Source organism: Sulfurospirillum sp. SCADC (assembly GCF_000743525.1).
Classification (GTDB): Bacteria; Campylobacterota; Campylobacteria; order Campylobacterales; family Sulfurospirillaceae; genus Sulfurospirillum.
In genome coordinates this window covers 1-26,588 of sequence record NZ_JQGK01000002.1, presented here as the reverse complement: position 1 = coordinate 26,588, position 26,588 = coordinate 1, and the positions used below count along the sequence as shown (strand labels likewise).

The window sequence follows — 26,588 nt, the reverse complement described above, 5'->3', positions numbered from 1 at the left end:
AAACTAGTACACTGAATTAAACCTTAAGTCGTTATATAATTGTTCAAAATTTGTACTACAGGAGATGTCAGTGTCATTGAAGTATGAGTCAACGTATAAAGAGTCCATTGAGAACCCAGAAAAATTTTGGGCACAAGCGGCGACGAAAGTGCATTGGTACCACCAATGGGACAAAGTCTTAGATGTCGTTGACAACCATTACCGATGGTTTGTTGGCGGGTGCATGAACAGCTGTTACAATGCGCTGGATTTGCACATTGACAATGGCAGAGGTGAGCAACTGGCGATTATCTATGACTCACCTGTTACAGACACCAAAAAGACCTATACCTATAGAGAGCTTCGCCAAAGAGTCTCTAAAACCGCTTCCATTCTTGTGAACAAAGGTGTGGTGAAAGGAGATCGTGTTGTTATCTACATGCCAATGATTCCCGAAGCGGTCATTGCGATGCTGGCATGTGCACGCATTGGAGCGATTCACTCCGTGGTCTTTGGTGGATTTGCCGCCCACGAGCTCGCCACGCGCATCGACGATGCGAAGCCTCGCGTCATCATTAGTGCTTCGTGCGGTATCGAAATCAGTAAACTCATCAAATACAAACCGCTCCTTGATGAAGCGATCAAACAATCCACGCATAAACCCACCACCTGCCTTATCTGGCAACGTCCGCAAGAGCGCGCCAATATGCTTCCATGGCGTGACATCGACTGGGAAGTCGAAGAGGAAAAAGCAGGCTTGGTCGAGTGCGTACCGGTTGATGCGACCGACCCACTTTACATTCTCTACACGTCAGGAACCACAGGCAAACCCAAAGGCGTTATACGAAGCAATGGCGGACACTCGGTTGCGATGAAATGGTCAATGGACAATGTCTACAACGCCAAACCGGGTGATGTCTTTTGGGCAGCGAGTGATGTGGGTTGGGTGGTAGGACACTCGTACATCGTCTACGGACCTTTGATGAACGGCTGCACGACCGTCGTTTATGAGGGAAAGCCGGTACGAACACCCAATCCTGGAGCCTTTTGGAGAGTATGCAGTGAGTATAAAGTCAACATTCTCTTTGCCGCCCCCACCGCATTTCGTGCGATCAAAAAGGAAGATAGCCAAGGCGAATGGGTGAAGAAATACGACCTCAGTGCCCTTAAAAGCATCTTCCTCGCAGGCGAGCGTTGTGATAGCGATACACTAGAGTGGATCACCAAAATTACCCAAAAACCCGCCATTGATCACTGGTGGCAAACCGAAACCGGTTGGGCGATTGCCGCCAATCCTATGGGACTTGATCCGATGCCGATTAAAGCAGGCTCTCCCACCAAACCGATGCCGGGCTTTAACCTCAAAGTGCTTGATGAGCAAGGCAATGAGTGCAAACCAAGTCAATTGGGCAATTTGGTTCTGAAACTCCCCCTTCCGCCTTCATGCTTGATGAGCATTTGGTCGGATGACACGCGTTATAAAAAGTCTTACCTCAGCTTTTACCCAGGCTACTACCTTACAGGCGATAGCGGTTACGTTGATGAAGATGGCTATGTGTGGGTTATGGGCAGGATGGATGGCGTTATCAACGTCGCAGGACACCGTCTCTCTACGGGTGAAATGGAAGAGGTCATCTCCAAACATCCCGATGTCGCAGAATGTGCGGTGATTGGTGTGGATGATGAGCTTAAAGGCGAAGTACCGATGGCATTTGTCGTCCTCAAAGATAGCATCGAGCGCGATCACCGTTCCATCGCCGATGGTGTGGTGCAGTTGGTGCGTGAAGAGATCGGTGCGGTCGCAGCACTTAAGCTAGCAACCGTCATCGAAAAATTGCCAAAAACACGCAGTGGCAAAATACTCAGAGCCACCATGCGATCCATTGCAGATGGCAAAGAGTGGAGTATACCTTCTACCATTGAAGATGAGAGCGTGTTAGCAGAAATTCAAATATCCATCGGAAAACTGGGATACCCCATCCCTAAAAAAGGAAAAAAATGAGTATTAAAAGCGCAGGTGCACAGTTTAGAAAAGCCGTTAAAGAAAATCATCCACTTCAAATCGTCGGTGTCATCAACGCCTACAGTGCGATGCAAGCAGAACGTGTGGGGTATAAAGCCCTTTACCTTAGCGGTGCAGGTGTTGCCAATGCGAGCATCGGACTTCCCGATCTAGGTATGACGAACCTAGAAGATGTCTGCATTGACGTCAGACGCATCACGAGTGCGAGCTCATTGCCACTTTTGGTTGATGCCGATACAGGTTGGGGTGGAGCGTTTAACATCGCTCGCACCATCAAAGAGCTGACCCGTGCTGGGGCTGCGGCATGTCACATCGAAGATCAAGTGGCACAAAAACGCTGCGGTCATCGCCCCAATAAAGAACTCGTCAGTAAAGAAGAGATGGTTGATCGCATCAAAGCTGCGATGGATGGCAAAATCGATGACGAGTTTGTGGTGATGGCGCGCACCGATGCACACGCGATGGAAGGACAAGCAGCCGCACTTGAGAGGGCTCAAGCGTACGTAGAAGCAGGTGCTGACATGATCTTTGCCGAAGCCATTCATACCCTCGAAGAGTACAAACAATTTACCAAAATTATCAAAGTACCTGTGCTTGCCAACATCACCGAATTTGGGCAAACACCCTACTTTACATGTAAAGAGTTAGAGTCCGTTGGTATCGCCATGGTGCTCTATCCACTCTCAGGTTTTCGCGCAATGAATCAAGCCGCATTAACCGTCTTTAAAGACATCTTGAAAAATGGCAGTCAGAAAAATTCGATTCCACTCATGCAAACGCGCACAGAGCTTTACGACATGTTGAACTACCACGCTTTTGAAGAGAAGATTGACGCTTTGTTTACATGTAAAGATCAAAAATAATCGTTTACATGTAAACATTTCTGCCAACACCGTTGGCAAGCTTCAGCGCCCCAGTGGCTAACGTAGGGAAAGGAGCTTTGCTTCTTTCCCGTGTGAGAATAAAAATGAAAAAGGAAAAGACTATGGAAGCAAAAGAGACAAAAAAAACGGGTGGACTCGCAGGCGTTGTCGCAGGTCGTTCTGCTATTTGTACCGTAGGAACGGGGCATGGTCTGAATTACCGAGGCTATGACATCTATGATCTTGCGAAAAATGCAACCTTTGAAGAGGTCTCCTACCTTTTAACCAAAGGCGTTTTACCCACACAAAGCGAGCTTGAAACCTATAAAAAAGAGCTCATTAAAGCGCGTGCATTACCAGAAGCACTCAAAGTGGTTCTTCGCACACTGCCTAAAAATGCCCATCCGATGGACATCATGCGTACCGGCTGTTCAACACTGGGATGTTTGGAACCCGAAGCCGATGATTTTAAAGATCAGGATGCGAAGATTACCCGTTTGATGGGCATTTTCCCTTCCATCTTGTTGTACTGGCATCATTACCATGTGAACGGAAAAGAGCTCGATACAACCAGTTTTCAAGATACGATCGGTGGCTATTTCTTAGAAAAACTCCACAACAAACAACCCAGTGAGCTGTGGATCAAAGCAATGCACGTCTCTTTGATTCTCTACGCGGAGCATGAATTTAACGCTTCAACCTTTGCAGCACGCATTGGAGCGTCCACACTCTCCGACATTTACTCCGCGATCACCGCAGCGATTGGTGTGCTTCGAGGGCCTTTGCATGGAGGGGCGAATGAAGCGGCGATGGAACTCATTTCAGAATATAAATCGGTGCATGAAGCAACGCGTGGTATTTATGAAAAATTAGAAAACAGAGCCAAAATCATGGGCTTTGGGCACCGTGTTTATGTGAGCAACGACCCACGCAACATCGTCATCAAAGAGTGGTCACGCAAACTCGCAGACGATGTGGGCAATACAAACATCTTTCCTATTTCAGAGGTCATTGAAAAAATCATGTGGGATGAGAAAAAACTCTTTCCAAATCTCGATTTTTACAGCGCGTCAACCTACCATTTTATGGGCATTCCCACAGCGTACTTTACGCCGATATTTGTTATGAGCCGAACCGCAGGTTGGGCAGCGCACGTGGTCGAACAACGCGGCGACAATAAACTCATTCGCCCCAATTCAGAGTACATAGGCCCCGAGAATCGAGCCTATGTTGACATCAAAAACCGATAAATAAAGGAACACCATGAGTACAGATATGGGTATTTTAGATACCAAGCGACCCGAGTTTGACCCACTTTTAACCGACATTGCACGCTATGCTTCGCAGTTTGTCATCCAAAGTGATGATGCCTATGAGACAGCACGTTACAGTTTGATGGACACCCTAGGATGTGGGCTTTTGAGCTTAAAATTTCCCCAATGCACTAAACTGTTAGGTCCAGTCGTTCCAGGTGCTTGCATGCCTTATTTGGGTGCAAAAGTGCCAGGGACTTCGTATCAACTCGATCCTGAGCGTGCCGCCTTTAACGTCGGTGCGATGGTGCGATGGCTTGATTTTAATGACACATGGTTAGCAGCGGAATGGGGACATCCAAGCGATAACTTGGGTGCTATTTGGGCGGTGGGTGATTACATCAGCCGTCGCAATATCAGCGAGGGAAAAGCGCCCCTAAAAGTGAAAGACATTTTAACGGCGATGATCAAAGCGCATGAAATTCAAGGTATTTTAGCGCTTGAAAACTGCTTTAACAAAGAAGGTATGGATCACGTGCTTTTGGTACGGGTAGCGTCCACGGCGGTGGCTACTGCGATGCTTGGAGGTACTTTTGAGGAGATCAGAAATGCCGTCTCAAACGCATGGATCGATGGCGGAGCACTTCGGTGTTATCGTCATGCGCCAAACACTGGTTCTCGTAAATCATGGGCGGCAGGCGATGCCAGCAGTCGTGGTGTGAATCTTGCCCTTAAAGCACTTGCTGGCGAGATGGGTTACCCCTCAGCGCTCAGTGCAAAATTTTGGGGTTACGAAGATGTCAAAATGGGCGGTAAGAAACTGACCATTCCTCAACCTTTTGGAAGCTATGTGATGGAGCAAGTACTATTCAAAATCAGCTTCCCAGCCGAATTTCATGCCCAAACAGCGGTTGAGTGTGCCGTAAAATTGCATGACGAAGTCAAAGACAAACTGGATTTGGTTGAAAAAATCGTCATTACCACCCAAGAGTCAGGGCACCGTATTATCAACAAAGTCGGTCCTCTTGCCAACCCAGCCGATCGTGACCACTGCATTCAGTACATGGTGGCAATTCCACTCATTCATGGAAACTTAATTGCTGAACATTATGAAGATGCCTATGCAAGCGATCCTCGTGTCGATGCTCTTCGCGATAAAATGGAAGTCATTGTCGATGCGCGCTACACCAAAGAGTACTTAGAAGCGGATAAACGCTCCATCGCCAATGCCGTGCAAATCTTCTACAAAGATGGCACCAAAAGCGAGAAAGTCGAAATTGAGTACCCCATCGGACATAAGAGAAGACGCGTCGAGGGCATACCACTTTTGATCTCAAAATTCAAACACAACCTCGCAGGAAGACTCGGCCCCAAACAGTGTGCAACCATAGAAAAAGTATGTGAAAATCAAGCCTATTTAGAAGCGATGAATTTCAACGAATTTAGCGATCTCTTTGCACTTTAAATCTTATGAAGCCTCTTTTTTAAGGGGTTTCTTCTTCCCAAAGTCTTATTAACATTTCTACTGTACAATAGCATATCTCGTTTTTACATGTAAGGATTTTTTATGCGTACTCTTATAACGACTCTCCTTCTGTTTGCAACCGTGATGTTCAGTGGCTGTGCCCCAAAAGAGGTCAATTTAGCAACCATGAACCCTGCGCTTCAGCCCGTACCTGAACAGATTGTCGCTGTTTATGACACGGATCGAGACGCTATTTTATTTTATGAATTTTCATTGAAAAATGCCGTTTTAGTAGAGCGTACGTGGGGCAAAGTCTTGCCATTTCGGGTTGAGTTTATGGATTTGTGGGTGACGGGTTTGGGTCATGATATTCGTCGTCTGACCAATGGAAATGCCGAAACGATCAAAGAAGCCTTGCTGTATGACGCGGCATTGCAAGGGATGCAAACTTTACATGTAAACCAAAAAGATTATATTATCGACTACGAATTTGCCCGCGATATGCAAAGTGCGATTGATCGTTACGAAGAGAAGATGAAACGCTATGAACGAGACCGCGAATTTCCCCGTATCTTAAAACACTAATAGAGTTACTCTACAACACGCTTTTAAAGCAAAGCTTTAAAAGCTACGTTAACACTAGGTTTTCTTCGGCAGAAAGCCCACGCACCCTTGGTGCTTTTACTTCTTGCAAATTAAGTTTTGTAAAAACTCTAATCTCTTTTTGAGACGAGTTTTGGCATACTAAAAAGAAATCATTAAGAGAGAATATCATGCAATTACCTGCTTGTCCAAAATGTAACTGTGAATATACCTACGAAGATGGCGAGATGATTATCTGCCCTGAATGTGCCCACGAGTGGTCTCAAAATGGCACTGCAAACGAAGAGAGTGCGGCGGTTATTAAAGATGCACATGGTGCTATCCTTAGCGATGGCGACACAGTTGTGCTCATCAAAGATCTCAAACTCAAAGGCTCTTCTGCGGTCATCAAAGGTGGCACCAAAGTTAAAAACATCCGTTTAAATTACGAGAGCGATCATAATTTGGATTGTAAAGTCGATGGCATTGGCGCGATGGGGCTCAAATCAGAGTTTGTGAAAAAAGCCTAAAGTATTTTTTGAATTAAAATCATATACACCAGTGTTGCGGCAAAAATGCTCAAAAGAGCGTTTTTAAACTTTACATGTAAAAGAACCGCAACACACACTCCGATAATTTCTGCTAAGCCATACGGATAACGTTCCCACTTCACATCTTTCAGCGCGTAAAAGACCAAAATGACCATAATCATGAGCGGCATATTGAGCTCAATATATTTAATCAAAGGTGAAGGCTCACGGGTACGAAAAAGTAAAAACGGGATGATACGCGTTACATAGGTCAAAATTGCCGCAACAGCGATACTTCCGATGATGTAACTACTTTCCATTTTCCATACTCCTCTTAAAAACGATCAACACAAATGCCGCAGCGCACAGCGATAAAATCAGCATCTTTTGCGGTGGAAATAAAATCATCCCAAACAACCCGATGAGCAGTGCTACAAAAAAAGGTTTATGCAGTCTGTTTTTCTTATAGAGCTCAATGGAGAGCACCACGAAAAGAGCGGTTAAGGAGAACTCAATGCCTTCGTAATTAAACGGCAAAATGTTACCCAGCATGGCGCCCACCACACTGCCGACGATCCAATAACATTGATTTAAAAAGGTAATCAGCAGGTACGCCCTCTCACGATTCGCTTCAGGCACTTCGGTGGTTTTCAAGAGCGCAAACGTCTCATCGGTCAGTCCAAAAATGAGATAGTGCTTCTTCCACGAAAAGTTTTTAAAGGTCGAAATCATCGAAAGTCCGTAAAACGTATGGCGAAGGTTCAGTAAAAAGGTGGCGATGCCTATCTCTAAAATCGTTGCTTGCGAGGCAAAAAGCGTGAGAACCAAAAACTGACCCGAACCCGCGAAGATAAAAGCACTCATAAAAAAAGCGTAATACCACGGAATGAGAAGCTTAGAAAGCAGCAGACCAAACGCCATACCAAGCGGAATGTAGCCCATCATCACAGGAATTGTGAGTTTAAAAATAGACAAAAAGTTCATATCTCTTCTTTACATGTAAAGGTTATTTTTTGATATAACGATCTAAATACTTCTGGGTTGCGTTGGCATCACTTGATTTTTGAGGCATCTCTTTTTTGGAGGCAGTCTCTTTGGGTGTTACATCGCTAAAATAGAGTTGATCGATCGCGACAATCAGCGCGATCACGATCAAAAATGGTATCAAAATAAGCATAGTAGCTTATGATTTGAGTGCGTTGACGGTTTGAAGCATCTCATCACTGGTCGTAATGGCTTTTGAGTTCGCCTCATACGCCCTTTGCCCGATGATAAGATCGGTCATCTCTTCCACAAGCTCGACGTTACTCATCTCAACAAATTGTTGTCTGACTTGTCCTATGCCATTAAGTCCAGGATTGTCTAAGATAGGATCGCCTGAAGCATCTGTATTGATATAATTATTATCGCCTAAAGAGTGAAGACCTGCTGGGTTGATGAAGTTTGCGAGCTCAATCTGACCAATTTCAGTCGTAGCAGTTTGTCCTGATTGTAGTACGGAGACAATACCATCAACGCTAATATTAATCTCTGTCGCATCCTCAGGAATAACAATGTTGGGGATCAGCTGGTAACCATCGCTGTTGACGATATTTCCATCGGCATCGAGTTTAAACGAACCATTTCTGGTATAACCCGTTGTTCCATCAGGAAGTTCAATTTGAAAAAAGCCATTGCCCGTAATCGCCATATCCAATGAGTTACCGGTCTCTTTAAAGTTACCTTGTGTAAATTGCTTTGCAATCGCTGTGGGGCGTACACCTAGACCGATTTCAATACCCGTAGGTGAAGTCGATGTTCCACTGGTTGATGTTCCTGCATAAGTCATGGTTTGGTACATCAAGTCTGCAAACTCAGCGCGTTGTTTTTTGTAGCCAATCGTATTAACGTTTGAAATGTTATTGGTGGTGGTATCGATCTGCGTTTGTTGCGCGATCATACCCGTTGCGGCTGTGTAAAGTGATCGTATCATGCGTTATTCCTTACTTTTTTAGGCTTTGGTCGAGGCAAGTTTTGAGATGGCTTCTGAATTGAGATCGTTCATGTGCGCTTTCATCACTTTTTGGTACATTTCCACCATCCGATTTGACTCAATGAGTCCAACCATTTCGGTGACTGGATTGATATTGCTGGTCTCTAAAAACCCTTGTTCTATCAGATTTCCATCTTCCAGTTGCGTTAACTCATCGGTGCTTTTAAAGGTATAAAAACTCGCACCCTCTTTGAGCAATGATTTAATGTCATCACTTTGAACGATCATCAAATTGCCTATTTGATCATCCCGGTTGTAAACGCCACCCGCCTTATCGACTCTAAACTCTCCATCATCCGGAATGGTGATGTACTGCTGATTTTGAAAATAGGTAGAAGGCAAAACGGGATAGCCCTCTTTGGTCGTTAAAATGCCCTTTGAGTTGAGTGTAAAAGCGCCATTTTGGGTTAGGCGAATACCATTGGGGGTTTCGACCATGAAAAAAGCATCTTCACGCTTGAGCGCAAGATCTAGAGCATTTCCCGTTCGTTTAATGCCACCTTGTTGGTATTTGACATACTCTTCAACCACCTGAGGTACCCTGACACCCACGGCATTCATAAACTTGCTCGCCTCTTTGGTGTTATCTTTGATAGGCATCTCTTCTTTGTATTCTTGAAAAATACGTTTAAAATCTCCAACAACGACATCGTCTCTTTTGAAGGCGGTGGTATTTAAATTGGCAAGGTTATTGGAGATGAGATCGAGTTTATTAAACTGAGTGACCATCGCTCCAGTAACGCTGTAGTAGCTACTTTGCATTGTTTTTCCCGCTGTTTTTAAAATCTTTCCTCACTTGAAGCAACTCCCGTTCCACTTTGCCAAAATAATTTTTTAACGTCATTTAAAAGAAAACTCGGTATAATCCACATCTTTTATTTAAAGAAAACAAGAAATTTCCACCTCCATACACCTTACTCAAGGAGAGTCACACTTATGGCTTCAAAAGAACTCTATACCGCATTAGAAGAACTTTTTGCAGAAAACGAAAAAGCATACGTCACTTACGAAAATGTCATGGATCTTTTTGTAAAGCCACCTACCCCTGCAAACGTCAAAAAACTGATGAGCCTTTTAGAAAAATACAAAGTTACCCTCATTTCTTCGGCTGAAATTGCCAAAATGCGCAACAAAGAAGAAGCGCGAAGACGCGAAGAAGAGCGCCAAAAAATTAAAGATGATGCCTTAGAAGAAGAGTTTGATCTTGCCAGTGAAAAAGAGCTTTTAGAGTGGTCTCGCAGCGATAGTCCTGTACGAATGTACCTTCGTGAAATGGGACAAATCTCGCTTTTGACCAAAGATGAAGAGATCGACATCAGCAAAAAAATCGAATTTGGTGAAGACATCATCATCGATGCGTTCTGTTCTGTTCCGTATCTTATCGACTTTATTCTCGACTATAAAGAAGCGCTCATTAACCGCGAACGTCGTGTCAAAGAGCTTTTTAAGACCTTTGAAGATGACAACGACGATGGCGATGATGATGAAGAGTTCGATGAAGAAGACGGCGAAGAAGGTGAAGAGAAAAAAACCTTCTCCAAAAAAGATAACACACGAACGGAAAAAGTCATCGAAAGCTTTAAGTCACTCGAGAAAGCAAAAAAAGATTGGCTCAAAAGTCTGACCAGACCACCTGAAGAGAATTTGGATGATGCTGAAGAGATGATGAACTACGATCTAGGACTTGCGTACAAAAAGAAACTGCTTAAAGACGCATTGATGGATCTAGGACCGACAAGTAAGTTGATTAACGAGCTTGTCAAATCGATGGAAACTGCGCTTAAAAGTGACTTTGAGTTCGACAAAGAGCTTAAACGCTTAGAGTACCGTTTGCCCCTTTTTAACGACACGCTTAGAGAAAATCACGTCAAACTTTTAACCAATATCGTTGATCTGACCAAAGAAGACATCACGACGATGGTTCCTGAAGCGACGATGGTTTCGACCTACATGGAGATCAAAAAGCTTTTCCAAACCAAGGAAGCAAGTAAACAAGGGTTTGATCTTGATCCTGAAAAACTCAAAGAGGTTCTAGAACAGATCAAACGGGGTAAAAAAATTGCCGATGAGTCTAAAACCCGTATGGCAAAATCAAACTTACGTCTGGTTGTCTCCATCGCGAAACGTTACACCAACAGGGGTTTACCATTCTTAGACTTGATTCAAGAAGGCAACATCGGTTTGATGAAAGCGGTCGATAAATTTGAGTACAAAAAAGGCTACAAATTTTCAACCTACGCCACATGGTGGATCAGACAAGCGATTTCACGTGCCATTGCCGATCAAGCCCGTACGATTCGTATTCCGATCCACATGATCGAGACGATCAACCGTATCAATAAGATCATTCGTAAACACCTCCAAGAAGAGGGAAAAGAGCCTGACATCGAGACCATTGCACTCGAAGTTGGATTAAGTGCCGATAAAGTCAAAAACGTTATTAAAATTACCAAAGAGCCTATTTCATTGGAAGCGCCTATTGGTAACGAAGACGATGGTAAATTTGGCGATTTCGTTGAAGATAAAAGCTCCATCGCCCCAATCGATCACATCTTGAAATCTGACCTAAAAGACCAGATCGATGAAGTACTCGACCAACTCAATGACCGAGAGAAAGCGGTTATCCGTATGCGTTTTGGTTTGATGCACGATGAGAGTGATAGAACGCTTGAAGAGATCGGTAAAGAGCTCAACGTTACGCGTGAGCGTGTCCGTCAGATCGAGAGTTCTGCGATTAAAAAGCTCAAACATCCAAAAGTTGGACGTAAACTTAAAAACTATATTGAGAGCTAGTCAATGAGTAGTTTTGCAGAAGCGTGGATTGAGCACGATTACAATCCCTTTATTGTTTTTGACAACACAGGAAAAATCATCTCCCTCAACCAAGAAGCGCAATACCTTCTTGGTGAGGTCAACCATAAGAAAATTTTTGACATTGCCCAAACCTATGCGAGCATGACCTATGGTTTTAAAACAACCATCGTCGACATCGCGTTTAGTTCGTACAAATTTTACGCCATTACCGTAGGGTATGACGATGAGACATCTATCGGCATCAAGCTGTACAAAAGTGCTACAAAGAAGTTTGCGAACGTTGAAGAGTACGGCGAAAGTGTCAACATCTACGCCCTTTTAGACCTTTGCATCAGTGCCTCTTCCACCAACTCAACGATCAAATTTAAAAAAGAGTTTGACCCCACGTTTCCCGATGTTCGCTTGAAAGTCGAAGATTTTATGAAACTGCTGACCAAAGTCTATCAATCACACATTAACTCTACGGTCATCACCACACGTTTAGCACTGATTACGGGCGAATATATCCGTTTTAACACCAAAAAATACCCTATTTTTTCCATCTCCATCAAAGGCGATAGTAGGGATCGAAACTACGAAAAAAGCATCGAAGAGATTGCCGTAAAAGGTAACTGTACGATTCACTTTGAAAACGACGAAACACTGATTCACTCGGCCATGGTTTCCTAGAAATCTTTACATGTAAAGTCATTTGGCTTTACATGTAACCTTCATTTAAGAGCTTAAACACGATCCTTCCGCAAGCGATTCACCTGGTTTCATATGTTCTTTTCCCCACTGATACATTAAACTTAAAATGGGTATAAGCGTTTCGCCCTCTTTGGTGAGCGAGTATTCTACTTTGGGAGGCACTTGGTTGTACTGCTCTCTGTGAATGATATTATGACGCTCAAGCTCTTTGAGTTGTTGGCTTAATGTTTTGTGCGCGATGGGCTGCAAAGTATCTTTGAGCTTATTGTATCGTATGACTTTTGTTTGATAGATCTTCCACAAAATAATCCACTTCCACTTTCCCTCTAGAATCAACATTGCATAATACATCGGGCATTTTTCGTATTTATCACTGAAATTTTCCATTTTTTGCTCCATTACTTCCTTTTTGGTTAGTATATAACTAAAAAGTTCATTCTATACTTAAGTCATAAATAACCCTATAATTCAATTCATAAAATTGATAAAAGGAATACCGATGAAAATTGTAGCGATCAATGGAAGTCCACGCAAAAATGCCAACACTGCAACCCTGCTTCAAAAAGCGCTCGAAGGTGCCGCAAAACAAGGAGCGCAAACAGAACTGGTTCACCTTTACGACTTAAACTATCAAGGATGTGTGAGCTGCTTTGCCTGTAAACTCAAAAATGGGAAATCCTATGGAAAATGCGCGCATAAAGATGAGCTCATACCGCTTTTAGAAAGCCTACGAGAAGCAGATGCCATTCTTTTAGGTTCACCCATTTACTTTGGAAATATCACTGGCATGATGCGCTCTTTCATCGAACGTTTAGCCTTTCAATACACTATTTACGATGTCAATTACTCCTCTTTATTCCCCCGAAAAATACCCATAGGGTTGATGTATACGATGAATTTAGATGAAAAACGAATGCGAGAATGGGGTTATGTGGAAGCGCTTCAAGGTCTTGAAAAGAGACTTGGCAGTATTTTTGGCTCTTCTGAAGCGCTCTATGTCACCGACACTTATCAGTTCAAGGACTACTCAAAATACGAAGTAACCGCCTTTAGTGAACCGCACAAAGCCCAAAGGCGTAAAGAGGTGTTTCCAAAAGATTGCGAAAAAGCTTACGATATGGGAGTTCGCTTTGCCACACAAGGTGTTTCACCTACTTTTAGTAGTGAAATGGCTCCGCATTAGAAGAAGATTTGCGTTTACATGTAACAATAAAACCTTTACATGTAAACGCTTTTAAAGTTCAAAATTCTACAGTCCCAATCGTCTAATATTGCTCAGCGAGATCAGATGCGCGGTCATAAAAGGCATCGCTCCTTTTTTGCAGATGTTGAGTTTTTTCTTCTCACTTAAGTGGTTGAGTTTTTCTTCATTGACTGTGAAAAAGCCATTGATCGTATGCGATTTGCCCTCTTCCTCCAAGACATTGGCACTTTTTTCAACCAAAAGCTCCCATGCCTCTAGCTCTTTGATCAAAGCGCTGCACGATTGCAATTCACCTTGGAAACGCGTGAGAAAATCCAACGTATTTTTAGCCAAATCACTCGGTGTTTTATCGTCTTTAAACAAGGCTCTTGCTTGGTTGGATGCGTTTAAGTCTTCCAAAGCCTCCTCTTCAATGCCTAAAGAAAAACCCTCTTTACCCTCATTTTGAACCAAAATAAACGGATAACGTCTTAAAAATGCTGGAAGGTATTTGCCTTTTTTAAAGCGACGATTCTCATCCAAATAGACGTTTTTATCGTTAAATCCTAATAAAGCGATGGCAAGCCAATCCCCCTCTTTATTTTTGGTAAATAAAATTGGATAGTCCTTACACGCCTCGTAAAACTCTCCAATGCCCAAAGGCACACTGATCATTGTCTCTAAATTGGGGTAACGCATTGCGTCATTGACGGCTTTGGTTTGATCTTGCGGTTGGTTGATAATATGCAATGCCATAGGTTATGTTCCTCTAAGTGGTCGTAATATGTTTGAGCATCATAACATTTTAAGGAGAAATTTTCACTGTGGAGGAAGAGGAAAAGAAGCGGTCACATGTTACATGTAACCGCTGTGGAGGTCTAAAATTCGATAAGATTTTGGATTTTCTCAACAATGCTTGGATCTTCAAGCGTTGAGATGTCTTGCGTAATCGGCTCTTTTTTCGCAATGGAGCGAAGAATTCTTCGCATGATCTTACCACTTCTGGTTTTTGGAAGCCCTGGAACGAAACGGATCGCATCAAGTTTAGCGATATTTCCAATTTCCTTAACAATCAGCTTGTTAAGCTCTTGGATCATGTAAACCTCTTCACTGAGGCTATCCGTACCTTTAATGACGATGTACGCAAAAATGCCCTCACCTTTGATCGGATCAGGACGTCCAACAACTGCAACCTCTGCAACATTTTCATGGTGCGCAAGAACCGCTTCGATCTCCGCTGTACCGATTCTATGTCCGGAAACGTTGATAACGTCATCGGTGCGCCCTGTAATGACGATGTAACCATCATCATCGTACATCGCACCATCACCCGAGAAGTAAACCGGTTTGCCATCTTTTTTACAATCCCCAAAGTACGATTTCACAAAACGATCACTATCGCCCCAGATATTGCGGATCATCGAAGGCCAAGGCTTGGTGATACACAAGAACCCTTTTTCACCTTTGGGTGTTGGATTGCCGTGCTCATCAATGATCTCTGCTTTAATGCCCGGAAGTGGGAATGTCGCAGAACCTGGCTTGATCGGCGTAGCCCCTGGAAGTGGGGTAATCATATGACCACCTGTCTCAGTTTGCCACCATGTATCGACAATCGGACAGTTTCCACCACCGATTTGCTCATAGTACCACATCCACGCATCTGGGTTGATCGGCTCACCAACGGTTCCAAGCACTTTAAGCGAACTTAGGTCGTACTTTGAAGGAGCATCCGCACCCTCTTTGTGAAGCAAACGAATCGCTGTTGGTGCGGTATAGAACTGATTGACACGGTGCTCTTCAATCATACTCCACCATCTACCTACATCGGGGAACGTTGGAACACCTTCGTACATAATGGTCGTTGCACCCATTGCGAGAGGTCCATAAACGATGTACGTATGTCCTGTAATCCAACCCACATCCGCGGTACACCAAAACGTATCATTTTCTTTCACATCAAAAACATGTTCCATCGTGTACTGCGCCCAAAGGATGTACCCAGCACTTCCGTGTTGAACACCTTTTGGCTTGCCTGTACTGCCTGATGTGTAGAGCAAGAAAAGTGGATCTTCGGAGTCCATCCATTCAGGATCACAGTACTGAGACTCGTTCATGATGATCTCGTTGTAAACATAGTCACGTCCTGGGACATAGTCAATGTCTTCAAAGTTTCGCTGAACGATCAGTACTTTCTCACAACACTCACACCCAACACTGAGTGCCTCATCGACAACGGGTTTTAACATATACGGTTTACCACGACGAAATGCACCGTCGGCGGTGATGACAAGTTTTGCCTCTGCATCTTGGATACGATCACGAAGTGCTTCAGCAGAGAATCCACCAAAAACAACGGAGTGAATCGCACCAATTTTTGCACACGCAAGCATCGCAAAAGCAGCTTCTGGAATCATTGGCATGTAAAGCACAACACGATCACCTTTTTTGATGCCAAATTTATTGCGCATTAAGTTTGCTAAGCGATTGACTCTATAAAACAGTTGAAGATAGGTAATGATGCGACGCTTGCCGTCCTCACCCTCCCAAATAATCGCTGCTTTATTTTTACGTGATTTTAGATGACGACCCAAACACTGATGCGTAACGTTTAATTTGCCACCTTCGAACCATTTGTAAAATGGAGCGTTATCCTCATTTAAGACTCTATCATAGGGTTTAAACCACTCGATTTTTTCGCGTGCAAGTTTATCCCAATAGCCTTCAAAATCCTCATCCGCTTGAATGCAGAGCTCTTTGTATTCGCACATATTTTTAATTCTTGCTTCTTTACTTAAAGCTCTACTTGGTTCAAAAAGTTGCGACATCGTTACGATCCTTTTTTTATCATTTTATAATGCCTTGTGGGCAAAGCTCACAAGGCTACGCTCGCTATGCTTTGAAGCTTGCCTCTTGCGAGGCAGAACTTATTAGTGGCCCGAAGAGCCCTCTGCACCAATACCTGTTTGACTTCGGATATACTGATGGTCAAACGCCGCGATCTCTTTGGCAGCACTTTCGCTGTTATCCATCAAAGAGATAATCCAAATACCTATAAAAGCAACACTCATTGAAAAGAGTGCTGGGTTTTCATACGCATAGATCGCTGTTTTATTGCCCAAAACATCCACCCAAACCGCTTTACTGAGAATGACCAACACAATCGCTGTAAACAGCCCTAAACTACCGCCATAAACCGCACCTCTGGTTGTCAGCTTTTTCCAAAACATTGAGAGGAAAAGAATTGGGAAGTTTGCACTCGCTGCAATCGCAAACGCCAAACCAACCATGAACGCAATGTTTTGCTTTTCAAACGCAATGCCTAAGATAATCGCTACGATACCAAGAGCGATCGTAGAGTACTTAGAAACTCTCATCTCTGTCATTTCATCCACACGACCTCGTGCAAAAACGTTGGCATAAAGATCATGACTGACCGCGCTTGCCCCTGCTAGTGTAAGTCCAGAAACAACCGCTAAAATCGTTGCAAATGCAACCGCTGAGATAAATCCTAGGAAGAGATTTCCACCAATCGCATGGGCGGTATGAATCGCTGACATGTTACCACCACCGATGATGCCACCTTTGACTGGGTCAAGATAGGTTGGATCATTGGTAAGTAATACGATAGCACCAAAACCTATGGTAAAGGTTAAAATATAAAAATAACCTATAAATCCTGTTGCAAAAAAGACAGATTTTCGAGCCTCTTTTGCATCACTAACTGTAAAGAAACGCATCAAGATATGAGGAAGTCCAGCGGTTCCAAACATCAAGGCGATACCTAAACTGATCGCAGAAATTGGGTCACTGACTAAGCCACCTGGTGCCATAATTGCAATGCTTTTCTTCGCCGCTACTGCTTGAGAAAAAAGTGTTTCAAAGCTAAAGCCCACTTTGTACATGATCATGATCGCCATAAACGATGCACCTGAGAGCAATAAAACCGCTTTGATAATCTGAACCCATGTGGTTGCCAACATGCCACCAAATGTAACATATAAAATCATCAAAATACCGACCATGATAACCGCGTACTCATAATCAAGTCCAAATAAAATTTGAATCAACTGACCCGCACCCACCATTTGAGCGATCAAATAAAATGCAACCGTTGCCAATGAACCAAGGGCTGCAAGCACGCGAATAGGTGTTTGTTGTAATCGATACGATGCAACATCACTAAAGGTATATTTACCCAAGTTTCTAAGCTGTTCTGCTACCAAGAAAAGGATGATCGGCCAACCGACTAAGAAGCCGATAGAGTAGATAAGACCATCAAACCCTTTGAGGTAAACAAGCCCTGAAATTCCTAAAAACGATGCAGCTGACATGTAATCACCCGCAATAGCTAGACCGTTTTGAAAACCAGTAATGCCACCACCAGCGGTGTAAAAATCTTTAGCCGTTTTGGTTCTTTTTGCAGCCCAGTACGTAATACCAAGGGTTGCAAGAACAAAAAGGACGAACATAATGATCGCTGAAACGTTTAAGTCTCGCTTGCCGCTAAATTGAGCATCCGCTGCAAAAGCGAAATTGCTTAAGGTTAAGAGGAGTAAGCCCCATTTCATTTTTCGCTCCTTGCTTCTTCTTTGATTTGATGGGTTAACTCATCGAATTCACCGTTTGCTCTTTGCGTATAAATACCTGTAAGCACAAACGCTATGATGATGACGCCAAGTCCCACAGGGATACCAACGGTTGTAACGCCCTCTCCAAGCTTAATAGCAAATGTAGCAGGGGAAAAAGCAATTACAAGAATGAAAGAGTAGTAGACAACCAGCATAACGATCGCTAGTTTCCATGCAAAACTACTTCTTTTTTTTACGAGTTCGGCGAATTTTGGGTTGGCCTGTACTCTGTCGTAGATGTTCTGACTCATAAATGCTCCTTCTATGTGATATGGTAGCCTGATGACATTTTAAAGCAGTAACATAGCATTAACGTAGCATTTTGGATTTTTCTAACAAAGGAGATTTTTTTCTAAACAATATGAGTAAAAATGTAACTTTATCGACTTTTCTCAGGAAAATACTTCTCAATCTTATACCCAACACCCTTAAGATTGATGATAAAATCCTCTTTAAGAAGCTTACGAAAACGGCTTATTTCAGCCCTAATAGAGGCATTGTCGATAGGTTCATCGTTCCACACATAAGTACGGAATTTTTCGAAGTCAACGACCACACCCATATTCTCGCACAGTAGTGTCACTATTTGTAACTGTTTCTTCGTGAGGACTTGAACATTGTTGTTGTAAAAGAGCATCTGCTCCTCTTTAGAGAAGACATATTTGGAGTTTAAAATGATGTGTTTGAGATTTTTGATTGCAGACTCTTTTTTGATCTTGTCGATGCGAAGCCCCAGCTCTTTAAGATGAAACGGCTTTTTGAGATAATCCGAAGCGCCTAATTCAAACGCATGACTGATGTCATCAATGTCCACATTCGCACTGATAAAGATGGTTGGAAACGCATGTTCGATCTCATTGAGCGCTTTGAGCAGGCTCAGCCCACTCATCTTAGGAATGTTAATGTCTAATAGTAAAAGATCAAACGCCTCTTGTTGAATGGCTTCATACGCCTCTTCACCGTTACCAAAAGCGATAACCTTGTGTCCTAGCGCTTCGAGATACTCTTCGATGGAACTTCGCAGCATCAACTCATCTTCTAACAGTAAAATTTTCATGGTTATCCTTTTAGAAAGTGGTAGCGAAAACAGGTTTTGGATTCATCCGAGTCTACCTCAATCCTGACATCGTTTGCATCGCAAATCTCTTTGACGATGTTTAGCCCCAAACCAAACCCACCACGCGCCTCATCTTCTCTGTAGTAGCGATTGAAGAGTTGATCGGGCGCTTTGATCGTTTCACCGCAATTTTCCACTTCAAATACAACCTCATCTCTCTGTTCATAGAGCTTTACATGTAAAGGGTGATTTTCGTAACTGTACTTGATCGCATTGGAGAGATTATTGTCGCAGATGCGCTGTAATTCGGTCTCGTTAAAGAGGATAAACAGCTCAGGTACGATGTTCGTGCTGATGTGCAGTTTATTGCCCTGTGCAACATCTTCAAAGTACTCCACGCGCTCTTCTAAAAACGTCGAAAAGTTGACCATGCTTTTTTCGTACACGACTCTGTCTTTTTTCACGACGTACGCCAAATCTTCATAGATGTTATCAAGCACCTTCACCGCCGCTTCGATTTTGAGCAGATAGGGATTGGTTTCAAATTTGAGATTATACAGATCGATATTCATAAGAATGATGGAGAGTGGCGTGTTGATCTCATGAATCGCGTTTTTAACAAAACGATCCTGCTTTTCAAGGAGCTCCTGCGTAAAATCGACCGAGCGTTTCAGCTCCACCGTCTTTTGCTCGACAATACCCTCAAGGTTGCTGTTCAGCTCGACCAATGCGTTGTTTTTAACTTTAATCTCTTCGATCATCACATTCGCATGGGTCACGATCTCTTGAAACTCTTGAAACTTGATCTTCTCCATATCGATGAACTCATAACTATGAGAAGCTTTTTGAAACGAGTAGACGATAAAGCGAATTTCACGCTTCATAATGTCGCTCACATAACGGTACTCCACCGTACTGACCAAATATAAAAAGAGTGTCAGCATGTAGATTTTAAGCACAAAATTGATGATCTTGTCTTGGTACGCTTTCTTCTTCTCCGCTAGTACATTTTCGATATTATGCGTGCTCACGCCACTGCCTAAAATGAGCTCCAATGGCGCATAATTTTGCGTAACGACGATGTCTTTGCCCGCATCTTCCACAGGAAGTTCTGCGCTACGGTAGAGCATTTTTCCCGAACTGTGCTGTAAAAAAAGGTAATTTTGCCCATTGCTAGGAGGAATGAGTGCTTTCATATCTTCTTTAAGTTTGTGATAGATCTGCTCCTTAGAAAGCCCTTGGCTTTGTGCGAAGCGGTACTGTGTGATGTTCTGAAGCAGAAGCAGTTGGGATTTAGCACTGTTTTGCTGTGTCTGAATATAACTCTCTTCGATGATTTTGATCTCTTTTTGAAAATCGATGTATTCATTTACGATGACCAAACACGCGGAGATAAACGCAAAAACGCCTGCAAAAAGAATCGCCATAAAATTAATTTGGTTAATGCTTTTGGTGTCTTTACGTTTTTGAAGCAAAAAAATCCTTTACATGTAAAACTTTTGGAGACTCTATTTTACCTATATTCTCCCCAAAAAAGGAGATACAAGCCATTTTTGGTATAATTTGGCTCAAACCTACGCTACAGGGAGTGACACCATGAAAATCCGAATACCTGCCGAATGGGAAGAGCAAGAAGCGCTGATCGTCGTTTTCCCTCCAAAAGAGAGCGATTGGGCACACTCCATTAAAGAGATTCATCAAACCTATTTGAGCTTTATCGCAACGATTGCACGCTTTCAAAAGTGCTTGGTCATTTGTGAAGACAAAACAGCCTTAGCAACGTCGCTGCCCAATTTGCAAAATATCGAACTGATCCAAATGCCAACGAATGATACGTGGATTCGCGATTTTGGTGGCATTAACGTTTATAAAAATCATAAACGCCGTACGTATGACTTTGTTTTCAACGCATGGGGCAATAAATTTGAAGCCAATTTAGACAATAGCATCACCAAACAGCTTTTTGAAGAAGGCCATTTGGAAGGCAAACTCAAAAGCTTAGACTTTGTATTGGAGGGCGGAAGCATCGACAGCAATGGGCAAGGCGTGATGCTCTCAACCGCGTATTGCCTTTTTGAAGAGAATCGAAACGCCCATCTTTCCAAAAAAAAGATCAAGAAAACACTGATGGAACTTTTTGGGCTTAAAGAGCTCATTATCGTAGAACACGGCGCACTCATGGGCGATGACACCGACTCGCACATCGACACACTAGCTCGTTTCATCAACAAAAACACCATCGCGTATGTGAAGTGTTATGACAAAAAAGACGAGCACTACAAAGAGCTTCGTAAGATGGAAAAAGAGCTGCAAAAAACAGACTTTCATTTGCTTCCGCTCCCACTACCTTCAGCGAAATACTTTAACAATCACCGCATCCCAGCAACGTATATGAACTTTGTACTGATCAATAACGCCGTGTTGGTTCCAACCTACTCAGACGCCTGCGATGCCGAAGTTTTAGCGACTTTTGAGCGCTGTTTTCCAGATCGTGAAGTCGTTGGCATCGAATCCTCCGTGCTGATTCGAGAACACGGAAGTTTGCATTGTGCCTCTATGAATATCTACAAAGAGAGAGATGACGCTTAATGACTTTGCAAAAAAAAGCAACCGTTGTATCGAGTGCTACCGCTACCATTCTTATCGTTATCAAGCTTTTTATTGGACTTTTGAGTGGTTCGGTTGCTGTTTTAGCCTCTGCCATCGACTCTGTTTTAGACTTAATTGTCTCAGCCTTCAACTATTTTGCCATCACGAAAGCCGAACAACCTGCCAATAAAAAATTTAACTACGGCAAAGGTAAAATCGAAGCGTTAGCCGCGGTTATCGAAGGCACAGTCATCACCGTTTCGGGTCTTTTTATCTTTTACAGTGCGATTAAAAAAGCGATTTTTCATGAACCGCTTGAGCATCTGGATGAGTCCATTCTCGTGATGCTGATTTCACTTTGTCTCACCATTGCTCTGGTTGTTTTTCTCAATTATGTCGCCAAAAAAACACGCAGTATGGTGGTTAAGTCTGACGCACTGCACTATAAAACAGACGTGCTCAGCAATGGGGCTATTTTAGTCTCTTTGGTGCTCATTCAAGTCACGGGATTTGAGCTGATCGACTCCATTATGGGTGTGATTATCTCCATCTACATTATTCACTCTGCGTATGAGATCATTCACGATGGCGTCTATATTTTGCTGGATGCCTCACTCGATGAAGCGATTGTGGAGAGCATTAAAAACATCATTCTTGAAGAAAAAGAGCTCAGCGATTTTCACTTTCTCAAAACCCGAAAATCGGCTAATACCAACTTCGTCGATGTGCATTTGGTTTTTAGCCCTGGTATTTCACTCATGCGAGCGCATCATGCAGGAGATCGTATCGAAGAGAAGATTAAAGCGCTTATCCCTGAAGAAGACTGGGTCATCAACGCCCATCTTGACCCGTACGATGACTCCGAAATCAACGATATGAGGCAACGTGTCAAAGGAGAGATGGATTAATTCCCTCTCCTTTTTTAAAACAATAGCGCTATCCGATACCCCACAAATGCCAATCCCCACGCAATCACGGTTGTAAAGACAAAAAGATAGACAAGGTATTTGTAACTTCCGCTCTCTTTCATAAAGACAACTGACGCCGCCATACAGGGCAGATACAACATCACAAAGATGATAAACGAAACCGAAGAAGCAAAAGGAATCTGCTTTTGAAGCTCACGGATTAAGCCCTCATTGCCCTCGTCCACGTCTGAGCCAAGCGCATAGAGAACCCCAAGCGTTGAGACCACAACCTCTTTTGCCGCCAAACCAGACTCCAAAGCTACCGTCATCTTCCAGTCAAAACCGATAGGCTGAAACAGAACATCGGTTGATTTGCCGAGCATGCCTAAGAAACTCTTTTCAAGTAAGCGTTGCGCTTTTTCATTGCTGAGGGTTACTTTTTCTTCATCACTGCTTGCCAACTCTATTTTTTGATCATAACGCTCTTCAAGGCTTGGGTATTTGGGGTAATTGCTCGCAAACCAAACGAGCATCGAAGCGCCAAGGATGAATGTTCCCGCTTTTTTGAGGTACATCACCGCCTTGGTAACCACCGTATGCCAAATGAGCTTAAGGGAAGGTAAACGGTACTTTGGCATCTCCATCACAAACGGTTCGTCCACCCCTTTAAAGACAAACACTTTTAAAAATTTAGCCGCGATCAGACCGATGAGTGCCCCTGCAATATAGATGAGAAAGAGCACATTGCCTGCGTTGTTTTCTGCAAAAAACGCACCTGCAAAAAGCACATACACCGGAAGTTTCGCCCCACAGCTCATAAACCCGATGATGAAAAGCGTGATGAGTCGATCTTTGTCATTTTTCAGCGTTCGCGCACTCATATACGCAGGAACCGAACAGCCAAAACCTGTCACAAGCGGAATGAAACTTTTACCATGCAACCCAAAACGGTGGAAAAAGCCATCGAGCAAAAAGGCAACACGTGCCATATAGCCCGTCGTTTCCAAAAGGGCGATACCAAAAAAGAGAATGACGATATTGGGCAAAAACATCACCACGGCTCCAACGCCTGAAATGGCACCATCGGCAATCAAGGAGCCTAACTCACCTTCTCCAAAAATCGTTTTGGCGTAATTGCCAAGAGCGCCAAAAAACGCATCGATCCAGTCCATCGGAATGGAACCTAGCTCAAAGGTGAGTTGAAAAAGCCCCCACATCAAAAAGATAAAAATAGGAATCCCAAAGAATTGATGAATCAAAAGCGTATCAATTTTTTCGGTGATATTTAAAGAAACACTCTTTTTACATGTAACCGTTTCCGTCACCGCACCTTTGGCAAAAGCGGCTCGCTCCTGCGCAAAAATTTCACTCACATCTTTCGTTTCATGGTGCAGATACAGATGCTCCAACGCCTCTTTGAGTAGCGGTGAGAGTTCAACCCAAAGGGGTTCATCGTGCATTTTTTGATAGATACCTCGATCATTTTGAAGTAATTTAAGGGCTAGATCACGATAATCTAAAGCACTTTTATAATGTTTTCCACTCAAAAAACCTTCTAAATGAAGGATCTCCTCTTCGACGACATCGCTGTATATGAGTTTTGATTTTTCAAACGGAAATAATGAAACATCAATCGCACGGTTGAGCAGTTTCCCAATCCCTCTTTTCGTCGCAGCCGAAACCTTGATACAGGGCACACCAAGGATAGAACTTAACTGTTCATGATCGATGCAAATCCCCTCTTTATGGGCTTCATCCATCATATTAAGCGCCACGATCATCTTTTTACCCAGTTCTAAAAGCTGCGTGGTGAGATAAAGATTGCGTTCCAAATTGGTCGCATCAACCACGTTAATGATAAGATCGTAATGCTCATTCTCCAAAAAATCTTTCGTCACACGCTCATCTTGGGTGTACTCATTGAGCGAATAAGTTCCAGGTAGGTCAATAATCTTGATAAACCGCTCTTGCGCCATAAACTGAACTTCTGCTTTTTCAACCGTTACACCCGAAAAATTTCCCACCTTAAGGCGAGCATCGGCAATGGAGTTGATGAGCATACTTTTGCCCACATTAGGCTGTCCCACAAGGGCGATGATCAGCTCATTCATGCTCTTTGCACCCCGATGCTCTTCGCCTCTTCAAAGCGAAGGGCTAAAAGTGTGCTTCCCACTTCGATCTCCATCGTACTTTTTGCGATACTCGTTGCTTTGATTTGGAGGTGACTTCCTTTGTGAAGTCCTAATGAAAAAAGTCTCTGTTTCAGTTCGCCATCAGCAACTACGCGTGTCACAATGGCTTTATCGCCAGCATTCATTTCTGAAAGTGTCATTTTAATGTTCCTTAATTGATAATGCTCATCAAGATATTAAGTTAAAAGGGATTAAAAGCTCATTAATGTATAATAAAAACAACAAAATTAAGCACATAGGTGGATTTTATGAAAGTCGGACTCATCCAACATGCCGTTGAAAATACCAAAGAAAAGACCCTCACCAAAACCGTTTCACTCATCGAAAAAGCGGCTCAACACGGTGCACAACTCATCGTTTTGCAAGAACTGCATCAAGACCGTTACTTCTGTATCAACGAAGATGTCGCATGTTTTGATTTGGCAAACGACTGGGAAGCCGACATCGCTTTTTGGTCAGGCATCGCCAAAGCCAACCATGTCGTTTTAGTCACCTCCCTCTTTGAAAAACGCTCTGCCGGACTTTACCACAATACCGCTGTCGTCTTTGAAAAAGATGGCACAGTAGCAGGTAAATACCGCAAAATGCACATCCCCGATGACCCAGGCTTTTACGAGAAATTCTACTTTACACCAGGCGACATGGGCTACAACCCCATCCAAACCAGTGTCGGCAAACTAGGCGTTTTAGTCTGCTGGGATCAATGGTACCCCGAAGCCGCCCGTTTGATGGCGCTCAAGGGTGCTGAAATGCTCATCTACCCCACCGCCATCGGTTGGTTTGACGAAGACACCGAAGATGAACAACGCAGACAATGCGACGCATGGGAGACGATACAGCGAGGTCACGCCATCGCAAACGGACTCCCCGTCATCAGCGTAAACCGCATCGGCAAAGAAGAAGACAATCACGGTGTGCTTGATGGCATCCGTTTTTGGGGCAACTCCTTCGTCGCAGGACCTCAAGGCGAGATCATCGTACGAGCCAGCCACGACCAAGAAGAAGTACTCATCGTCGACGTGGACTTACAAAGAGGCGAACACGTAAGGCGCATCTGGCCATTTTTACGCGACCGCAGAATCGAGACGTACGGGGATTTGACGAAACGATTTATCGACTGAAACCTTTTTACATGTAAAGACTCAAAGCTTTACATGTAAACCTTAATTGAAGGCTTTTGAAAATACTCATAGAGAAGTAAAAATAGTTGTAAGTAGCTTTTCTTTTTCATTATATAAATCTATAAAAATAGTATCTCCACGTTCATATACAGATAATATTTTAGCATTCCCCGTAAGATTTTTTCCCTCAACATAATGAATTTTAGCATATGAGATAAGTGTAAAATCGTTAATAGACCTTTTTTGAAGAATAAAAGAGTTATCACCATTAGGTCCAAAATGAGCATCTGAATATAAATATAAATGATCTTTATCGCACGAATATCCTCTAAAACCTCTAGATTTAAAATCTTTTATATCAGTGAAATAATAGATTTCATTAATTTTTACAGCACGACTAAACCCGTCTTTTTGTAAAAAAGGTTCTTCTCCAAATGTTGGTACATAAATACTATTGGGACAATTGTTATAAAACGCATTTGCTGATAAATATTTTTCTGTTATTTTATTTTCTTCAAGCTTGATTGATATTTTATTGAAAGTATTAGCTTCACTATATTGTGTAGTCAACCTCTTCTTTTCTATTGGATTATTATAACCCAAACTGCTAGTTGCGAAGAAGGGTCTAAAAATTGCTTGAGACTCCATAAAAAGCCGTGGAGGGCACGTTTATGGAGCG

The 26,588-nt window shown here is 43.1% G+C and carries 26 protein-coding genes and 1 pseudogene; 12 read left to right on the top strand and 15 right to left on the bottom strand.

All coding sequences use genetic code 11. From position 1 onward, the window contains the following. Positions 1-43: 43 nt before the first annotated feature. From JU57_RS01610 to JU57_RS01585, 6 genes and pseudogenes are all read left to right on the top strand, one after another. Positions 44-1,981 (top strand): annotated as a pseudogene (locus JU57_RS01610) (propionyl-CoA synthetase); the annotation flags it as partial. Then, positions 1,978-2,865 (top strand): methylisocitrate lyase, encoded by an 888-nt coding sequence (gene prpB / locus JU57_RS01605; protein WP_037956155.1) that lies wholly within the window; start codon positions 1,978-1,980, stop codon positions 2,863-2,865. The pseudogene JU57_RS01610 and the gene prpB, both read left to right, overlap by 4 nt. Before the next feature lie 122 nt (positions 2,866-2,987). Continuing rightward, positions 2,988-4,115, top strand: coding sequence for a 2-methylcitrate synthase (prpC, locus tag JU57_RS01600; RefSeq protein WP_037956153.1), 1,128 nt, complete (start codon positions 2,988-2,990; stop codon positions 4,113-4,115). A 13-nt stretch (positions 4,116-4,128) separates the two neighbouring features. After that, positions 4,129-5,583: a 2-methylcitrate dehydratase gene (prpD, locus tag JU57_RS01595; protein ID WP_037956152.1), complete on the top strand. Its 1,455-nt coding sequence runs from the start codon at positions 4,129-4,131 to the stop codon at positions 5,581-5,583. Between the two features lie 102 nt (positions 5,584-5,685). After that, positions 5,686-6,168 (top strand): hypothetical protein, encoded by a 483-nt coding sequence (locus JU57_RS01590; RefSeq protein WP_037956149.1) that lies wholly within the window; start codon positions 5,686-5,688, stop codon positions 6,166-6,168. Positions 6,169-6,353: 185 nt separating this feature from the next. Continuing rightward, positions 6,354-6,695: a zinc ribbon domain-containing protein YjdM gene (locus JU57_RS01585; protein ID WP_294875379.1), complete on the top strand. Its 342-nt coding sequence runs from the start codon at positions 6,354-6,356 to the stop codon at positions 6,693-6,695. Here the strand turns inward: JU57_RS01585 and JU57_RS01580 are convergent. Genes JU57_RS01580 through JU57_RS01565 form a run of 5 tightly spaced genes read right to left on the bottom strand, consistent with a single transcriptional unit; the run spans position 6,692 to position 9,489 of the window. After that, complete coding sequence (locus JU57_RS01580) at positions 6,692-7,015, bottom strand: AzlD domain-containing protein (RefSeq protein WP_037956145.1); 324 nt, start codon at positions 7,013-7,015, stop codon at positions 6,692-6,694. The genes JU57_RS01585 and JU57_RS01580 overlap by 4 nt on opposite strands. Beyond that, on the bottom strand, positions 7,005-7,679 hold the full coding sequence (locus tag JU57_RS01575; protein ID WP_037956143.1) for an AzlC family ABC transporter permease: 675 nt from the start codon (positions 7,677-7,679) through the stop codon (positions 7,005-7,007). The genes JU57_RS01580 and JU57_RS01575 overlap by 11 nt, the downstream gene beginning before the upstream one ends. Before the next feature lie 22 nt (positions 7,680-7,701). Next, positions 7,702-7,872 carry a hypothetical protein gene (locus tag JU57_RS13940; protein ID WP_294875163.1) on the bottom strand — a complete coding sequence of 57 codons (171 nt, stop codon included), beginning with the start codon at positions 7,870-7,872 and terminating at the stop codon, positions 7,702-7,704. Positions 7,873-7,878: 6 nt separating this feature from the next. Beyond that, a complete protein-coding gene (gene flgG / locus JU57_RS01570) occupies positions 7,879-8,667 on the bottom strand; it encodes a flagellar basal-body rod protein FlgG (RefSeq protein ID WP_037956141.1) in 789 nt (262 codons plus the stop codon). Positions 8,668-8,685: 18 nt separating this feature from the next. Further along, positions 8,686-9,489, bottom strand: a complete 804-nt coding sequence (locus JU57_RS01565; protein ID WP_037956139.1) for a flagellar hook-basal body protein — start codon at positions 9,487-9,489, stop codon at positions 8,686-8,688. 174 nt (positions 9,490-9,663) lie between these two features. Here JU57_RS01565 and rpoD point away from each other — a divergent pair, with 174 nt between their 5' ends. Beyond that, positions 9,664-11,520, top strand: coding sequence for an RNA polymerase sigma factor RpoD (rpoD, locus tag JU57_RS01560; RefSeq protein WP_037956138.1), 1,857 nt, complete (start codon positions 9,664-9,666; stop codon positions 11,518-11,520). A gap of 3 nt (positions 11,521-11,523) precedes the next feature. Further along, the gene (locus tag JU57_RS01555) at positions 11,524-12,210 is read left to right on the top strand and encodes a hypothetical protein (RefSeq protein ID WP_037956136.1); all 687 of its coding nucleotides are present in this window, start codon (positions 11,524-11,526) and stop codon (positions 12,208-12,210) included. Between the two features lie 45 nt (positions 12,211-12,255). On the opposite strand, the gene JU57_RS01550 is transcribed toward JU57_RS01555, so the two are convergent. Beyond that, positions 12,256-12,618 (bottom strand): helix-turn-helix domain-containing protein, encoded by a 363-nt coding sequence (locus tag JU57_RS01550; protein WP_051906500.1) that lies wholly within the window; start codon positions 12,616-12,618, stop codon positions 12,256-12,258. A gap of 112 nt (positions 12,619-12,730) precedes the next feature. Here JU57_RS01550 and JU57_RS01545 point away from each other — a divergent pair, with 112 nt between their 5' ends. Then, positions 12,731-13,414, top strand: a complete 684-nt coding sequence (locus JU57_RS01545; RefSeq protein WP_037956134.1) for a flavodoxin family protein — start codon at positions 12,731-12,733, stop codon at positions 13,412-13,414. Positions 13,415-13,480: 66 nt separating this feature from the next. On the opposite strand, the gene JU57_RS01540 is transcribed toward JU57_RS01545, so the two are convergent. The 6 genes from JU57_RS01540 to JU57_RS01515 all read right to left on the bottom strand — a co-directional run bounded on the left by JU57_RS01540 (position 13,481) and on the right by JU57_RS01515 (position 20,574). Continuing rightward, positions 13,481-14,170 carry a SapC family protein gene (locus tag JU57_RS01540; RefSeq protein WP_037956132.1) on the bottom strand — a complete coding sequence of 230 codons (690 nt, stop codon included), beginning with the start codon at positions 14,168-14,170 and terminating at the stop codon, positions 13,481-13,483. Positions 14,171-14,292: 122 nt separating this feature from the next. Beyond that, positions 14,293-16,239 carry an acetate--CoA ligase gene (gene acs / locus JU57_RS01535; RefSeq protein WP_037956130.1) on the bottom strand — a complete coding sequence of 649 codons (1,947 nt, stop codon included), beginning with the start codon at positions 16,237-16,239 and terminating at the stop codon, positions 14,293-14,295. Between the two features lie 102 nt (positions 16,240-16,341). After that, on the bottom strand, positions 16,342-17,982 hold the full coding sequence (locus JU57_RS01530; protein WP_037956128.1) for a cation acetate symporter: 1,641 nt from the start codon (positions 17,980-17,982) through the stop codon (positions 16,342-16,344). Continuing rightward, positions 17,979-18,293 (bottom strand): DUF485 domain-containing protein, encoded by a 315-nt coding sequence (locus JU57_RS01525; protein WP_037956126.1) that lies wholly within the window; start codon positions 18,291-18,293, stop codon positions 17,979-17,981. The genes JU57_RS01530 and JU57_RS01525 overlap by 4 nt, the downstream gene beginning before the upstream one ends. A 128-nt stretch (positions 18,294-18,421) precedes the next feature. Then, positions 18,422-19,099, bottom strand: coding sequence for a response regulator transcription factor (locus JU57_RS01520; protein WP_037956124.1), 678 nt, complete (start codon positions 19,097-19,099; stop codon positions 18,422-18,424). 2 nt (positions 19,100-19,101) lie between these two features. After that, positions 19,102-20,574: a HAMP domain-containing sensor histidine kinase gene (locus JU57_RS01515; RefSeq protein WP_037956122.1), complete on the bottom strand. Its 1,473-nt coding sequence runs from the start codon at positions 20,572-20,574 to the stop codon at positions 19,102-19,104. Positions 20,575-20,695: 121 nt separating this feature from the next. Between JU57_RS01515 and JU57_RS01510 the strand changes: the two genes are divergently transcribed. After that, complete coding sequence (locus JU57_RS01510) at positions 20,696-21,688, top strand: agmatine deiminase family protein (RefSeq protein WP_037956120.1); 993 nt, start codon at positions 20,696-20,698, stop codon at positions 21,686-21,688. Then, complete coding sequence (locus JU57_RS01505; protein ID WP_037956117.1) at positions 21,688-22,596, top strand: cation diffusion facilitator family transporter; 909 nt, start codon at positions 21,688-21,690, stop codon at positions 22,594-22,596. Before JU57_RS01510 ends, JU57_RS01505 begins: the two co-directional genes overlap by 1 nt. Before the next feature lie 14 nt (positions 22,597-22,610). Here the strand turns inward: JU57_RS01505 and feoB are convergent, their stop codons facing one another. Next, on the bottom strand, positions 22,611-24,707 hold the full coding sequence (gene feoB / locus JU57_RS01500) for a ferrous iron transport protein B (protein ID WP_037956114.1): 2,097 nt from the start codon (positions 24,705-24,707) through the stop codon (positions 22,611-22,613). Continuing rightward, positions 24,704-24,928, bottom strand: a complete 225-nt coding sequence (locus tag JU57_RS01495) for a FeoA family protein (protein WP_037956111.1) — start codon at positions 24,926-24,928, stop codon at positions 24,704-24,706. Before JU57_RS01495 ends, feoB begins: the two co-directional genes overlap by 4 nt. Before the next feature lie 108 nt (positions 24,929-25,036). Here JU57_RS01495 and JU57_RS01490 point away from each other — a divergent pair, with 108 nt between their 5' ends. Next, positions 25,037-25,909, top strand: a complete 873-nt coding sequence (locus tag JU57_RS01490; RefSeq protein WP_037956108.1) for a carbon-nitrogen hydrolase — start codon at positions 25,037-25,039, stop codon at positions 25,907-25,909. 66 nt (positions 25,910-25,975) lie between these two features. On the opposite strand, the gene JU57_RS01485 is transcribed toward JU57_RS01490, so the two are convergent. Next, positions 25,976-26,557: a hypothetical protein gene (locus tag JU57_RS01485; protein WP_037956105.1), complete on the bottom strand. Its 582-nt coding sequence runs from the start codon at positions 26,555-26,557 to the stop codon at positions 25,976-25,978. Positions 26,558-26,588 lie beyond the last annotated feature (31 nt).